The organism is Paenibacillus tritici (assembly GCF_018207515.1).
Lineage (GTDB): Bacteria > Bacillota > Bacilli > Paenibacillales > Paenibacillaceae > Paenibacillus_AQ > Paenibacillus_AQ tritici.
Genome location: NZ_CP073365.1, coordinates 4,896,447 through 4,911,260, shown reverse-complemented (window position 1 = coordinate 4,911,260; position 14,814 = coordinate 4,896,447). Strand labels below are relative to the sequence as shown.

At 53.9% G+C, this 14,814-nt stretch carries 14 protein-coding genes; 11 read left to right on the top strand and 3 right to left on the bottom strand.

Going from position 1 to position 14,814, the window contains the following annotated elements:
- The first annotated feature begins 11 nt into the window (after nt 1–11).
- The 9 genes from KDC22_RS21335 (at nt 12) to KDC22_RS21295 (ending at nt 10,286) form a co-directional block, all read left to right on the top strand.
- The gene (locus tag KDC22_RS21335; RefSeq protein WP_211720246.1) at nt 12–617 is read left to right on the top strand and encodes a TetR/AcrR family transcriptional regulator C-terminal domain-containing protein; all 606 of its coding nucleotides are present in this window, start codon (nt 12–14) and stop codon (nt 615–617) included.
- A gap of 132 nt (nt 618–749) precedes the next feature.
- Nucleotides 750–2,444 (top strand): oleate hydratase, encoded by a 1,695-nt coding sequence (locus KDC22_RS21330; protein WP_211720245.1) that lies wholly within the window; start codon nt 750–752, stop codon nt 2,442–2,444.
- Nucleotides 2,445–2,546: 102 nt separating this feature from the next.
- Entirely contained in the window at nt 2,547–2,858 is a 312-nt protein-coding gene (locus KDC22_RS21325) for a hypothetical protein (protein ID WP_211720244.1), read from the top strand.
- 195 nt (nt 2,859–3,053) lie between these two features.
- Nucleotides 3,054–4,112, top strand: a complete 1,059-nt coding sequence (locus tag KDC22_RS21320) for a FecCD family ABC transporter permease (protein ID WP_211720243.1) — start codon at nt 3,054–3,056, stop codon at nt 4,110–4,112.
- Between the two features lie 2 nt (nt 4,113–4,114).
- Nucleotides 4,115–5,149, top strand: a complete 1,035-nt coding sequence (locus KDC22_RS21315) for a FecCD family ABC transporter permease (RefSeq protein ID WP_211720242.1) — start codon at nt 4,115–4,117, stop codon at nt 5,147–5,149.
- A 28-nt stretch (nt 5,150–5,177) separates the two neighbouring features.
- Complete coding sequence (locus KDC22_RS21310; protein ID WP_173129314.1) at nt 5,178–6,218, top strand: NAD(P)/FAD-dependent oxidoreductase; 1,041 nt, start codon at nt 5,178–5,180, stop codon at nt 6,216–6,218.
- Nucleotides 6,219–6,376: 158 nt separating this feature from the next.
- Nucleotides 6,377–7,960 carry a spore germination protein gene (locus tag KDC22_RS21305; RefSeq protein WP_211720241.1) on the top strand — a complete coding sequence of 528 codons (1,584 nt, stop codon included), beginning with the start codon at nt 6,377–6,379 and terminating at the stop codon, nt 7,958–7,960.
- Entirely contained in the window at nt 7,950–9,155 is a 1,206-nt protein-coding gene (locus KDC22_RS21300; RefSeq protein WP_173129309.1) for a Ger(x)C family spore germination protein, read from the top strand. The genes KDC22_RS21305 and KDC22_RS21300 overlap by 11 nt, the downstream gene beginning before the upstream one ends.
- Before the next feature lie 33 nt (nt 9,156–9,188).
- A complete protein-coding gene (locus KDC22_RS21295; protein ID WP_211720240.1) occupies nt 9,189–10,286 on the top strand; it encodes a GerAB/ArcD/ProY family transporter in 1,098 nt (365 codons plus the stop codon).
- Nucleotides 10,287–10,296: 10 nt separating this feature from the next.
- On the opposite strand, the gene KDC22_RS21290 is transcribed toward KDC22_RS21295, so the two are convergent.
- The 3 genes from KDC22_RS21290 to KDC22_RS21280 form a co-directional block, all read right to left on the bottom strand.
- The gene (locus tag KDC22_RS21290) at nt 10,297–10,533 is read right to left on the bottom strand and encodes a YczF family membrane protein (RefSeq protein WP_211720239.1); all 237 of its coding nucleotides are present in this window, start codon (nt 10,531–10,533) and stop codon (nt 10,297–10,299) included.
- Between the two features lie 148 nt (nt 10,534–10,681).
- Nucleotides 10,682–11,698 (bottom strand): ABC transporter substrate-binding protein, encoded by a 1,017-nt coding sequence (locus KDC22_RS21285; protein ID WP_246552812.1) that lies wholly within the window; start codon nt 11,696–11,698, stop codon nt 10,682–10,684.
- A gap of 101 nt (nt 11,699–11,799) precedes the next feature.
- Complete coding sequence (locus KDC22_RS21280) at nt 11,800–13,359, bottom strand: AraC family transcriptional regulator (RefSeq protein WP_211720238.1); 1,560 nt, start codon at nt 13,357–13,359, stop codon at nt 11,800–11,802.
- 174 nt (nt 13,360–13,533) lie between these two features.
- Here KDC22_RS21280 and KDC22_RS21275 point away from each other — a divergent pair, with 174 nt between their 5' ends.
- Both KDC22_RS21275 and KDC22_RS21270 read left to right on the top strand, forming a co-directional pair.
- Nucleotides 13,534–13,893 (top strand): (2Fe-2S) ferredoxin domain-containing protein, encoded by a 360-nt coding sequence (locus tag KDC22_RS21275; RefSeq protein ID WP_173129297.1) that lies wholly within the window; start codon nt 13,534–13,536, stop codon nt 13,891–13,893.
- Between the two features lie 106 nt (nt 13,894–13,999).
- Nucleotides 14,000–14,809, top strand: coding sequence for a GNAT family N-acetyltransferase (locus KDC22_RS21270; RefSeq protein ID WP_211720237.1), 810 nt, complete (start codon nt 14,000–14,002; stop codon nt 14,807–14,809).
- The last annotated feature ends 5 nt before the right edge of the window (nt 14,810–14,814 follow it).

The window sequence follows — 14,814 nt, the reverse complement described above, 5'->3', positions numbered from 1 at the left end:
AGGAGGAAGAGATGTCCAATTCACTTTTAACGAAGAACGCTTTGGCCCGGTCACTCAAAAAGCTTATGCTCACTAAGCCGCTGAACAAAATAACGATCCAGCAGCTTACCGCAGACTGCGGGGTGACCCGTCATACGTTTTATAACCATTTTCAGGATATCTATGAGCTGCTCGGGTGGATCTATAAGTCCGAAGTGATTGAAGGGCTTGAGCAATATTGCTGCTGGGCCGGTTGGAAGCAAGGATTCCTTAGTGTCCTGCGATACACAGTGAATAACAAAACCATCTGTCTGAACACCTTCCATTCGCTTGGGCGCGAGCATCTGGAGACGTTCCTGTACGGGGTAATCTATAGCGTTATGATCCGGGTAGTGGAAGAGCTGGACGCGCAGGAATGGCCGGGACAAGAGCTGATTCCGGAGCAAGTGCGTGAACAGGCCAGACTGGATATAGCCGATTTCTACACACTGGCGATCCTCGAACAGATCATCCACTGGCTCAGAGCAGGCGCGAACACAGACCCGGCCGTGATTGTAGACAAGGTGTCGCGGATTATGGATGGAAGTATTGCCCGGGGGCTTGCGCATTATCAGTCGGCTGTTCATTCAGCCAAGTAATGACACAATGTCCGGCGGATGTGTAATCCCTATACAGTCACTCCAAGCTGTCCATAGAATTCATTGATCACCGTGGGTATAGTGAAGGCAGTTAGCAGGCACTTATCCCACATCAAGGAAGGAAGAGGACACATGGGTACATATCAAAGAATACATCCGCAGGTTCAGGAAGGCATCGCTTCGCGCAAGGCTTATCTGGTTGGAGGCGGGATCGGCTCCCTGTCGGCAGCGGCATTCCTGATCCGTGACGGCCACATGCCCGGCCGGAATATTCACATTCTGGAGCAATCGGCAGTATATGGCGGTTCGATGGACGGGGCAGGCAATGCGAAGGACGGCTACAGCGCCCGGGGCGGACGCGAGATTGAGGAGCATTTTGAATGCTTCATGGAGCTGTTCGGCTTCATTCCATCATTGACCAACCCGGACCGGACAGTCCTGGATGAGTTCCGTGAGCTGAATCTGGCAGAACCGATTGAATCGCATTGCCGCCTGGTAGAGAAAGAAGGCACACCTGCAGACTTCTCTACGCTTGGACTCTCAACGGCACACGCGCTGCAGCTGGGCAAGCTGACCCTTGCCACTGAAGACAGACTTGGCGCGGTGACGATTGAGCAGTTTCTTGACCCGAGCTTCCTGGAGACGAATTTCTGGTATTTCTGGCGTTCGATGTTCGCCTTCGAGAATTGGCACAGCGTAGTTGAGGTTAAGCGTTACATGGAGCGGTTTATGCACCTGATCTCCGGCATGAACCAGTTAAAGGGCATTCTGCATACCGAATACAACCAGTTCGATTCGCTGATTCTGCCGCTGATGAAATGGCTGGAGCGTGAAGGCGTTCATTTCGACAAGGGTCACCAGGTAACCGATCTGGAGCTTGATTTCAGCGGCGGCGAGAAGGTGGTAACCGCGATTCAGCTCCTGGTGAACGGATCGCCTAAGACTATTTCAACAGCACGCGGAGATCTGGTGATGGTTACGAACGGCTCAATGACAGAGAATTCTACCCTGGGCGATATGGACCATCCGGCCGTGCTGAACCGGTCCGTCACAGAGCGTGGCTGTTGGAGTCTATGGGAGAAGCTGGCCGCCAAATCCCCTGATTTCGGCCATCCCGAGGTATTCTGCGGAGACATCGACAAGTCGAAATGGCTGTCCTTCACGATGACCTTCACCGATGACGAGATTGTCTTCCCGCATCTGCTTGAGCTCACGGGTGATGCTCCCGGAATGGGCGGGGTAGTGACGATCAAGGACTCCAGCTGGATGATGTCCTGGACCGCACCGAAGCAGCCGCATTTCATCAACCAGCCGGATAACGTCAAGGTGCTCTGGGCGTATGGCCTGTTCCCGGATGCCGAAGGCGACTATATTAAGAAGAAAATGAGCGATTGTACCGGCCGCGAGCTGCTGGAGGAGCTGTGTTATCATATGGGGCTGAAGGACCGCATCCCGGAGATTCTGGAGCATACCACGAACGTGATCCCTTGCATGATGCCTTATATCACCTCCCAGTTCATGCCGCGCGTGGCGGGTGACCGTCCGCAGGTTGTACCGCAGGGAAGCATGAATCTGGCCTTCCTCGGCCAGTTCGCCGAAGTGCCGGACGACTGCGTCTTCACTGTGGAATATTCGGTACGTTCCGCGATGATGGCAGTATATAATCTGCTCGCGCTGGAGAAAGAAGTGATTCCCGTCCATCCGAGTAAATATGATGTCCGGGTGCTGCTGACCGCGCTCAGAACCTGTCTGGGCAACAAGTCGCTGCCGCTGGACAAGACACTCGGGGAGCTGCTGGCCGGAACCGTGATCTCCAAATTAATATAACAGATAGACATTCGCCGCTACAGTCATGCCCGGCATCCGGCAGACATAGGATGGTAATAAGCAAGCGCTTTTACTATTTCTGTTACTGCAGGAGGAGATCGTGTGAACGATAGACTGGCAGCCCTTATTCTGCGGATAGACACGATTGCCACGGAAATCCTTGAACCGCTGCGTCTTAAAACCATTAACGAAGCAGCTCTGCTTGAGCTGTACGAGGTACTGGATGAGATCTGTCTGCTGATCGGGCATGAGCGGCAGATTGACCGGGAACTCGCTTCGAACCTGTTCCTGATCTATTCACAGCTGGTGACCCAATCCAATTATGTATATGACAAAAGCCTCTTCGTGCCGCATATCGGCAAGCTGCAGGGCGTTATACGCAAATTATTCGGCGGCACGCTTCAGAAGGTATAATACCTTCCTTCCGGCATTGCCCTTATATGTCAGCAAGTCCAATTGGCAGCCTATGCTCCCGGTGCATCTTTAACAGGATGTGTTCAGGAGGATAGGCTGTTGTTATTTTTCATTTGTCCATTGCCAATAGTGGCCTGTTCCTTTACAATATGATAATGAGAATGAGAATCAATTTCACGGAAACAGGTGACCAACATGAATCATCAGGCAGTGTCCGGGAGCGGACTGGACCGGAAGGCAGAACCGCTGAAGCTGCGGTCCCGTCCCTGGGCGGCAACATTAATTCTAATTGGCGGTCTGATTGCGCTGGCGCTGGGCGTCGCTGTTTCAGTATCGTTTGGGGCGGCAGATATTAAGCTTTCTGTCGTATGGACCGCCGTCTTTCATTTCAATCCCGATATTACAGAACATCAGATTATCCGTGAGCTAAGGCTGCCGCGTGTGCTTGGCGGAGTGATGGTTGGAGCCAGCTTTGCTGTGGCAGGGGCAATTATGCAGGGAATGACCCGCAATCCGCTGGCGGATTCGGGACTGATGGGCATTAACTCTGGAGCAGGCTTTGCGCTCGCCGTCTGCTTTGCCTTTTTTCCGAATCTGTCGTTCATGTATCTTATTCTGTATTCCTTCATCGGGGCGGGAGCCGGAGCAGGTATTGTCTACGGCGTAGGTTCGCTGGCGAAGGGCGGACTTACCCCAGCCCGGCTGGTATTGGCAGGCGCTGCGCTCAGTGCGCTGCTCTCGGCGCTGAGTGAAGGCATCGCGCTGTATTTCAAAATCGGACAGGATCTCGCCTTCTGGTATGCAGGCGGCTTAGCCGGAACCAAGTGGCTACAGCTCCAGATCATGTCCCCATGGGTGGGCGCGGCAATCCTCGGAGCCATTGTTCTCTCCCGTTCCATTACGATGCTCAGCCTGGGTGAGGATATTGCCCGGGGGCTTGGACAACGTACCGGGCTGGTGAAGCTGGCCGGTACCCTGATTGTTCTGATTCTGGCCGGTGCCTCGGTAGCTATAGTAGGAGCCGTAGGGTTTGTCGGTCTGATCATTCCCCATCTGACGCGTTACCTCGTAGGGGTGGATTACAGATGGATCATTCCTTGCTCGGCGGTGCTGGGTGCGCTGCTGGTTGTGGGGGGCGATCTGACTGCCCGGATGATCAATCCGCCGCATGAAACGCCGGTAGGCGCGATTATCGCACTGATTGGGGTGCCGTTCTTCCTGTATCTGGCCCGCAAAGAAAGAAGGGAGCTGTAAGGATGCAGAGTCATAAGCTGACTTCCTCAGAAGTGGCAAAGCGTAAGCGTGGCCTGACGATACTCGGCGTGCTGGCCATTCTGATTATTATGATGTTCATTATAAGTATGAATACAGGATACATACGATTAACTCCGTCTGAGCTGCTGGATACGCTGCTCGGCAAGGGGACGGATAAGCAGGAGCTGATCCTGTTCCAATTCCGCCTGCCGCGGATTGTAATCTCCCTTCTGATCGGTACAGCCCTTGCCGTCTCCGGTGCGGTAATGCAGGGGGTCTTCCGCAATGATCTGGCGGACCCGGGAATTCTCGGCATCAATGCCGGAGCCGGACTGATGGTCATGCTGATGGTGTCATTCTATCCGACGACCTCGGCCGCACCAGTCTATCTGCTGCCTGTCGTTGCCTTTGTCGGGGCGGCATGTACTGCCGCTCTGATCTATACCCTTGCCTACAAGCGGCATCAGGGCATTGCCCCGATCCGCCTGCTGCTTACCGGTGTTGCAGTGGCCGCAGGGATGAGTGCCGCGATGATCGTGCTGACTCTGCGCCTCGACCCGGACAAATATCAGTTCGTCGCCACCTGGCTGGCGGGCAGTATCTGGGGAACAAGCTGGAAGTTTGTCTTGTCCCTGCTTCCCTGGATCGTCATTCTCCTGCCTTACGTCTTCTATAAGGCACGGGTAATGAATGTGCTTAACCTGGGTGAGCAGACGGCTACCGGACTCGGTGCCCATGTGAGCAGAGAGCAGTTCCGCCTGCTGGCGGCGGCGGTCGGGCTTGCGGCATCCAGCGTAGCCGTAAGCGGAGGCATCGGCTTCGTCGGGCTGGTCGGCCCGCATCTGGCCAGACGGCTGGTGGGGCCGAAGCATCAGCTGATGCTGCCTGCGTCGGCCCTGATCGGTGCGCTGCTTGTCGTGGCGGCCGATACGATCGGGCGCCGGATTCTGCAGCCGTCCGAGATTCCTACCGGTATCGTGGTGGCGGTGATCGGCGCTCCGTATTTTCTCTATCTTCTGGCCCGTACCAAATCTTAAATACACCTAGACCTTGGAGGGATAATATATGAACGAATCAATGGAACTGTACGATGTGACGATTATTGGCGGAGGCCCCGCAGGGATGTACACGGCATTCTACAGCGGGATGAGGGATCTGAAGACGAAGTTGATTGAAGCGAAGGAAGAGCTGGGCGGAAGAATGCTGATCTATCCTGAGAAAATGATCTGGGATGTCGGAGGAGTAACGCCCATTCTCTGCCGCCAGTTAATAGATCAGCTTGCGGAGCAGGCCCGCACCTTCGATCCTACCATTGTATTCGGGCAGCAGATTGTACATCAGGCCCGGCAGGAGGACGGAACTTACATCCTGACTTCGGCAACAGGCGAGCAGCACTGGACACGGACCGTTATTCTCACCATCGGATACGGAATTCTGAAGATGGCGAAGCTGGAGATTGAGGGGGCGGACCGTTACGAAGTGACGAACCTGCACTATACCGTGCAGGAGCTGGAGCCGTTCCGCGGCAAGCGGGTACTGATCTCGGGCGGCGGTGATTCCGCAGTGGACTGGGCGAATGAGCTGGAGGGGATTGCCGCAAGTGTAGCGGTGGTGCACCGCCGGGAGCAATTCGGCGGACATGAGAAGAACATTGCCCGGATGAAGGCTTCCTCTGTGGATGTGCGTGTGCCGTGTGCGGTAAGCCAGCTGCACAGCAGCGACGGCGAGCAGATTAATCAGGTGACCGTCTGCCATCTTCAGACCGGTGAGCATGAGCAGCTTGAGGTGGATGCCGTTATTGTCAACCATGGACTCCGGAGCGACTTCGGTCCGCTGAAGGACTGGGGGCTGGATATGGGCGAGTGGTGCGCCAATGTCAGCGGGAAGCTGGAGACGAATCTGCCCGGTGTCTTCGCTGCCGGGGACTTCGTGGATTATGAGAGCAAGGTGAGACTGATTGCCGGAACGTTCACGGATGCGGTGCTTGCCCTGAACAGTGCGAAGCTCTATATTGACCCTAACGCTGAGAAGGTAGCCTATGTCTCTTCGCATAATGACCGGTTCAAGGAGAAGAATAAAGCGCTTGGCGTAGCAGATAACCACTAGTTATCCCCCTAGTTAGCCCCTGCATAAGCTGTCCCTTACACGGATTATTCCGTAGGAGGGACAGCTTATTTGTGCATGAGAGCAGCCCTCTCTTACACATTCCATATGCTGTATAAAAAAAGGATAGGGGGCGAATAGTAAGGGCAGGAGGTGCAGATATGGATAACCGTACACAACAATCCGCTGATGCTGCACAAACGGCAGGCAGCACTAGCCAGCAGGCCAATAATGCGCCGATCTCCACTCAGCTGGAAGAGACAATCCGCATGATTCAAGCCAGACTGGGGAACAGTCCGGATCTGGTTGTACGCACTTATGATTTAATTAATAGATCAGCCCGTGTGGCTGCTGTATATATGACCGGCATTACAGACCGAGGAATGGTGGAGGACTTCATCTCCCATGTAATGTCCTTTCAAGCCTTGAATGACGGTGCGATGCTTGCGGTAACCCCGGAGGAAGTGCACAGCTATATCAAAGAGAATGCCCTCAGCATCGGCAAGGAGAAGCTGGTTAAGGATATCAACGGGCTGCTTGAAGCGCTGCTGTCAGGAGACACGGTTATTCTGATCAACGGGCTGGGGGAAGGGGTTAGCGGAAGCACCTGCGGCGGTGAGGTCAGACCCGTTACGGAGGCGGGGACCCAGGTCGCTATCCGCGGCTCCAAAGAAAGCTTCACAGAGACCATCAGCACGAATATCGCCCTGGTCCGCAAAATCATTAAGAACCCCGATCTCTGGACCGAAACGATGAAGCTGGGCGATATCACCCATACTGATATCACTATTATGTATATCCATGGGGTGGCAGACGAAGAGACGATTAAGGTGTTCAAAAAAAAGCTTCAGGAGATCAAGGTCGATTCCATTCTCGAATCGGGCTACATTGAACAGATCGTTGAAGACAACAAGTATTCCCCGTTTCCAACGCTGTATAATACGGAGCGGCCTGATAGCGTGGCCGGAAATCTGCTGGATGGACGGATTGCGATCTTTGTGGACGGCACTCCGTTTGTGCTGATTGCCCCGACGACCTTCTTCATGTTCTTTCACACGGTGGAGGATTATTATCAGCGGTATGATATCTCTTCGCTGATAAGGATGCTCCGGTTCGTGTGCCTGATTATTTCCATGTATGGCCCGGCGATCTTCGTCGCCGCGCTCAACTTCCATCAGGAGATGATTCCGACACCGCTGCTGATCAATCTGGCTTCACAGCGGGAGGGAGTCCCTTTTCCTGCCTTTGTAGAAGCGGTCATGATGGAGATTACCTTTGAGATTATCCGTGAAGCGGGGGTGCGTATGCCTTCCCCGATCGGGCAGACGGTGTCCATCATCGGGGGTCTGGTGCTTGGGACGGCGGCAGTTCAGGCGGGGATCGTCTCCCCGGCTATGGTCATTGTGGTCTCCCTTACCGGGATCTCCAGCTTCGCCACTCCCGCCTTCAACATGGCACTTTCCATCCGGATGCTGCGGTTTGTGATCATGGGCATCGCCGCCTTTATGGGACTGTATGGCATCGCTATTTTTACGATTATGCTGATTGCCCATCTATGCAGCCTGCGTTCCCTCGGAGTGCCTTACATGATACCTATGGGTCCGTTTGTGCCCGAGAACCTGAAGGATACCTTCATCCGCTCGCCCATCAGCTTCATGAAGCTGAGAAAACGCCTGCAGACCAACACCGGCAGCACTTCCGCCTCTCCCAAAGGAGCCTCCAAGAGGAAATCCGATGAACGCTAAGGGACTGCTGCGCCTGATAGCCATAGCGGTAATTCTAATGCCGCTCGGCGGATGCTGGAACAGCCGGGAATTGAATGAACTGGCCGTGGTGAGCGGCATAGGAATGGACCTTGTGCCGGAGACTGATGAATACCGGGTGACCTTTCAATTGGTCAATCCTACCTCAACGGCGACGAGTGCGTCACCGGGCAGCGGGAAGCCTGGTGTTGTCGTCGTATCTGCCACAGACAAAACCATGTTCGGCGCCTTGCGGCGGGCCTCCAAGCATGTGACGCGCCAGCTTTTTTTCGCCCATACCCAGCTTATTGTTCTGGGGGAGAGCTTGGCGCGGAGTGGAATTAACGATGTGTTCGATATCTTCGAGCGTTCCCATGAGCTGCGCCTGAATTCGGCAATATTGGTCGCCCGTGGCAGCGATGCCGCATCTGTGATGAAGCTGCTGACGGCTGTGGAGAGTCTGCCGGCTCTGGGGCTGGTCAAAAAAACTCAAAATACCTCCCGGGTATGGGGAGAGAACCGGACCATCAGCGTATTCGATGTAATTAAAGGCATCACAGGTGAAGGAGATCTGACGATCAACGCGGTGAAGATCAATGGCGATGCTGAAGAGGGGAAGAAAAACAGCAATCTGGAGCAATCCGAGACGCCTACCAAGACGATGATGAATGGGCTTGGGGTGTTCAGACAAGGCAAGCTGCTCTATTGGATGAAGGATTCGGAAGCACGGGGAACGGAGTGGCTGCTTGATAAAATAGAAGAAACGGTGATCAACATTGATTCAGAGTATAAAAAAGAATCCATCGCCGTCAATGTCATCTATTCAAGAACGGAGGTACGGACCAGCATGGAGGGCGGACTTCCGGTCTTCCATGTGACGATTGCTGAAGAAGGGAGTGTCAATGAAACGGACAGCTTCGTGGACCTCGGCAACAGAGAAGAGATCTTGAAGCTCGAACGGGAGCTTGAGAAGCAAACGCGGGATGAAGTGATGCAGGCTTTTCAGAAGGCGCAGGAGCTGGAAAGTGATATTTTCAATTTCGGCAACGAGCTGAAGCGGAAGAATCCTCAGGTATGGGCGACGCTTGACAAAGACTGGGGCAGGCTCTTCGCTCAAGGCAGACTGGACCTCCATATCAAAGGGTATATCCGCAGTACAGGCATGAGTCTGAAGCCCTATATTCCCGAAGGTAAATAAGCAGCTTGAATGCAGAGATAAGGTGAATGGTGTATGAGAAAAGAAGTGGTCGGCCCAAGCCAGCTGCTTGCGATGATTATTCTGTTTGAGCTGGGGACAGCCGTACTTGTCCCTATTGGCCTTGAGAGCGGACATGCGGTCTGGCTCTCTGTTCTGTTTGCACTTCCTGGAGGAGTCTTGCTCTATCTGGTGTTCGCACATCTCTATCTCCAGTTCCCGGGCCAGATTATCAGCGGGTATACACGTACTATTCTCGGACCTTGGCTGGGCTGGCCGGTAAGTCTGCTGTTTCTGCCGGTGCTGCTCTATAACGGCTCGAGAAATCTCCGGGAAGCCGGGGATTTGCTGATTACGGCATCCTATGACAAAACACCGATTCTTATCATTAATTCCATCATGATTATTGCTGTAATGTACATCCTGAACAAAGGGATTGAGGTATTCGCCAGGACTGCCGAGATTTTCCTGTGGATCGTAATTATTATGGGGTGCATCTGTATTCTTGCCGTGATTGCTGCGGGGCTGGTGGAGTACAAGAATCTGTTCCCTCTACATATGAGTGACTATGTGGAAGCGCTGGATTCCGCTTACCCCAGCATCTGGATCTTTCCGTTCGGAGAACTGATGTGCTTCACAACGATCCTGCCCCAATTCAGCAGATCGCGGAAGGTTAAGAAAACCGGAATGGTGGCTGTCATCATAAGCGGTTGTCTGCTCAGCTTCACACATGCCATTGAAATGGCTGTACTTGGAGAGAATCTGTACAGCCGGACAACCTTTCCGATGTTTACTACGATCACCCTGGTGAATGTGGCCAACTTCGTCCAGCGCCTGGATGCGCTTGTCATGCTTACCCTGATTATCGGGGTATTCTTCAAGCTGACGGTCTACTGCTATGCCGCCGTAGCTGTAGCCAGCGATCTGTTCAAGGTTACTGACACAAGGAGGCTGGTGATTCCGGCAGGCGTTGTCATGCTGTTCAGCTCTTTTGTGAGCGCGCAGAATTACTCGGAGCATATGAATGACGGGAAGGCTTTTCTGGAGACTATTCTGCCGGTGTTCTGTGCGGTTATCCCGATCCTGCTGCTGCTGATTCATCTGGTCCGGCGCAGATTCGGCCTATACCGTTAACCGGGTAGCATTATTGGGACGGTTTGCGGCGCGGGTGGCGCTGGTAGTAGGCGTGAACGGCAACCTGAATGAACGGGAGAATGAGGAAGATCATGATACATATGAATTCCTGCAGTGTGGTTGTGGCAAAGATGGTCGAGAGGGAGTGAATGGATTCAGTCACGCGGATTCCCGCTATTACATCAATCAGTGTAATCATGGAGAGAGTAAGCACAGCGAACAGGGCATAGATGCTGATAATCTTCATGAGGCGATCTCCTTCAGGCTCCGCAAGGCTGATTTGCCGGGTCCGGCAGGCGGGCTACAGGTATTATCTCCAATAATGGATAGGGTAAACAACAAAAAAAGCTGCCGGAAGCCGTTCAAGGCCTCCGTACAGCTTGATTATCACTCTCTTACTGTGCCGAAGTCAGCCAGTCGGCCAGCTCTTCCGTCTGAGCCAGAACGGCTATCGGATCATAGTACCAGGAACGCTCTTCCTTCCATACATAGAGGTTGCCCTTCTTGACCGCCGGCAGACTGCCCCAGATCGGGTCTGCCTGGAAGTCTTCCACAGTCTGTGTGTTATCGGTTACGACCAGATAATCACCTGCGTATTTTCCCAGCGTCTCGGCGGATAACTCAGCCCACTGCTTCTCCATAATTTCAGCGGCCACTTCTGCCGGCGGCTTGCGTCCCAGTGCCTGGTAGACCGGCTGTCCTCCGCGTCCGAAGTTGTCTCCGTAGACCCAGGTGGACTTGTCAGAATGCTCCAGAATACTGAAGGTGGCACCGGCGGGAATGGCAGCATCCACCCGGGCCTTGGCATCGGCGATGCGCTTATCATAATCGGCCAGCCAGGCTGCAGCTTCCTGCTCCTTGCCCAGCAGCTTGCCGAAATAGGTCAGCTCCTCATGGGCATTCTTCAAATCGCCGTACGGCACAATGACCGTAGGGGCAATCTGGCTGAGTGCCGCGTAGCTGTCTGCGTTACCGGAGATAATCAGGTCCGGGTTCAGCGCGAGGATATTCTCCGGTGACATTTTTCCGTATGTACCGGTATCCGCGACTCCCGCGAGGGACTCTTTGAAGTAGATATTCTCAAGCGTCAGTCCGGGAGCGCCGACTGGAATAGTATCCAGTGCAATCAGGCTGCCCAGATATTCTTCTGCGACAATCCGCTTTGGTGCAGTAGGCACTTCAATATCCCCATTAACAGTCTTCACTGTATGGAACGCGGGAGCTGCTGTGGCTTCAGCTTGGTCAGGCTGCGTGGAGGAAGCGGGTGCCCCGGTAGCCTGAGCTCCAGCAGCGCCGTTACTTGGGTTAGAGGTGTTGTTTCCACAAGCCGAGGCTGTTAGCGTCAGTGCCAGCAGTAGCGGAAGGAACAGCCAATGTTTCAGATGAATACTGCGTGAATAGGGATGGTTCAAGATGTAGCCTCCTTATGTAGAACGATTATCATTCTCAATAACACTTTACAGAGTTTGCTCTATTTACACTATGGCTGAATGTGATGTCCTGCCATGTAAATTTATGATGTCAGCGCCTGCAGGAGCACCTTGAGCTGGGCCTCAGAGGAGAGCGGGTCGAAGCCGTAGAACATGGCCGGCTGATTCAGGAAGTAGATCTTCCTGCCTGAAGTGCCATCCATATGCCGATGGTCAGCTGGGTGAAGAAAGGAACGGAGCGGCTCCAGCGCTTCCGCAGCTCCGGCACTGGAGGTAATAAAGATGTGGTCAGCTGGATAGCGGGCGATGTCGGTGAAGGCAAGCTCCAGGTACCCCTTATCCACGAGTCCCTCCGCAACGAGGCTGAGCGGTGGCCGGAAGCCCAGATCATCATACAGAATCTGTGTTCCGCGTCCATAGCTGCTGCTGAAGCAGTAAGCTGCTTCTGCACCAAGCTCCCAGACGATTGCGGTTCCCCGGCCGCCTATCCTGCGGTCAAGCTGCTGGTTAGCCTGGTGGCATTGCTCATCATAGAGATTTAGCCAGGCATCCGCCTGCGGCTTACGGCCGGTTACTTCGGCAATCAGCCGGAACTGCTCGCGCCAGTTCATCTGCATGAAGGGAATCTCAATAACCGGTGCTACGGACAGGAGCTGCTTGTTCTTGTCAGGCAAGGAGTAGCTGATTATCACATCCGGCCGGGCTGAGGATAAGCGGTCGTATAGACCTGTGGAGCTGCTGCCTTCATCCTGGAGCTTGTGCCCTGAGGGAACAGGCAGCCTTCTCTCCATCCAGGCCGAATAGGCACCGAGACGGGGAACCACTTCAAGTGCCTGAAGGCTGGCGGTGTGATTGAAGTTCAGCGAGACTACGGATTTGTTCTTGCGGTGGTAGGCGGCAGGAGAGATTCCTACGACCTGCTTGAACTTGCGGCTCAAATAAGTTCCTTCGCTGTAACCGACTTCAAGCGCAAGGCTGCTCAGATTCGGCGCACCTGTAAGGATACGCTGCTGGGCCTTGCGGATGCGCAGCAGGGTTACATATTCATTAAAGGTCTGGCCGGTGGATTTACGGAATGCGCGGGAGAAGTGCTCCGGGCTCACTCCGGCAAGCTCGGCGGCCTGTCCTCTTGTCAAATCCTCATTATAATGGGACTCTATATATTGCAGCACAAGGTCAAGCCAGTGGACCGCCTGTTCTGTGTATTCCGGATTACTGTTATATAGCTCCGAGAGCAGCTCCGTGAAAAGGTACTGCAAAGCGAACGGCGGGTTCTGCTCCGGCTGGTTCCAGTCGCTCAGCAGCCGTGCAGCCAGTGCGCCAATATGGGGCGGACAACTGCGGAGCGGTTCACCGCTATTTAGCGGGCTGGAGCGGTGGCTGCTGCTGCCGGGGATCACGGCATATTCGATCCACACGCCCTGCAGCTTATGCGGCAGAATAATCTGTGCAGAGCGGTCACTGCATAAGATCTGGCCGCCGGACAGACGAATCCGTTCTCCGTCCAGCTCGATCATCCCGCTGCCTCCGGTAACTACAACCAGCAGGGAAGAGCAGGGCCGGCTGGCCTCCTCCCGACTAGAAGTAGCCTTATCCAGCGCCGTAACACGTACAGGTATGTAGAAGCTGTGAGGATTGGGCAATGTACTTCCGGAATGTGGCGTGTGCATGTTGGGAGTCACTCTTTTCATAGTTGATAATCATTCTCAATATTAGTATAACAGCCTTTCCTTCTATTGACGATCCTCTAAAAGGGCGGTAAGTTTAGGGTTACAGACAAGCAGGGTATAGTTGTAGTAGAGGGGAGCGGGAAGTCCATGACGACTTGGAATCTGCAAGGAACGGTCAGCCATCTGCTGATCTGTAACGGAAGCGACTGCAAGAAGCACAAGGGAGAAGAGGTCGCTGAAGCGATAGAGGATGAGATCACGAAGCAGGGAGCAGATGCTCTGATTCATACGACAGTCACCCGCTGCAATGGAAGATGCTCGGATGCATGTGTCGTAATTGCTTACCCGGAAGGTGTATGGTACAGGGATATCACCCCCAAATCTGCCAAAAGCCTGGTACGTAAAGTCCTAAAGGGAGAACAGCTCGAAGAGAACCTGCTCTATACGTATGAGGAAGGCCTTCAGGCCGCAACGCCCAAGGGGGCAAAGGGTAAGAAGAAGAAGTGATAGTGCAGGATTAATGCAGCCCGCTGGAATAATTCAGCGCGGGCTGTTTATTTTTTCCAAGGGGAGCTTTAGAATAGATAGAAAAGCTGTAAGAGGGGGAAGCCGGATGTTTGTAAGCTTTGGGCCGGATGACAGTGTGCTGCACAGCAAGGCATTCATGCAGGAAGAGGCGGAGTATAATCTCATTCATCTGATCGCGGGGAACAAGGAAGCGCTACGGATCAAGACGGTCGAGGATGATCTGATCTTCGCCCATGCGGCGGGGTTCAATCCCTGGCTGTGGATCTCGGCAGAGATGGACGCGGGGAAGCGTAATTCCCTTGTTCAGCAACTGTTGGAGAGTCTGCCGGACCGGGAATTCCCTGGAGTTACGGGTACCCCGGAGACGGGCAGGCTATTTGCGGAGGCTTACTCCAGGAGAACCGGCAAGCAAGCCCGCGTCCATATGTTGATGGAAGCCTATCATTGCCCTCAAGTGCAGAATCCGCATAATGTCAGCGGTAGGCTTGTGCAAGCGGATGAGAGTTACATCCCGGTAATTGCTGAGTATTTGGCCCGTTTTGTGGAGGATGTGTTCGGTACAGAGAGTGCACCGGAGAACTTCCTCGGCCATGCCAAAGAGGTTACAGACTCTGGTAAGCTACGTTTGTGGATCGATCAGGGCCGGGCAGTGTCGATGGCGAATCTGGCCCATCAATCGTTCAGACACGGGCGGATTAATGAGGTCTTTACTCCCCATGAATTCCGTAAGCAAGGCTATGCCAGCGCGGTTGTAGCGGAATTATGTGCAGAGCTGCTTAATAGTGGCCTTACCCCTATGCTCTATGCCGATGCCGCTAACCCGGATTCCAACAAGGTCTATCAGTCGATTGGCTTCAAGCGGACAGGCAGTATTGCAGATTTGCGGTTTCATTAAGGGGT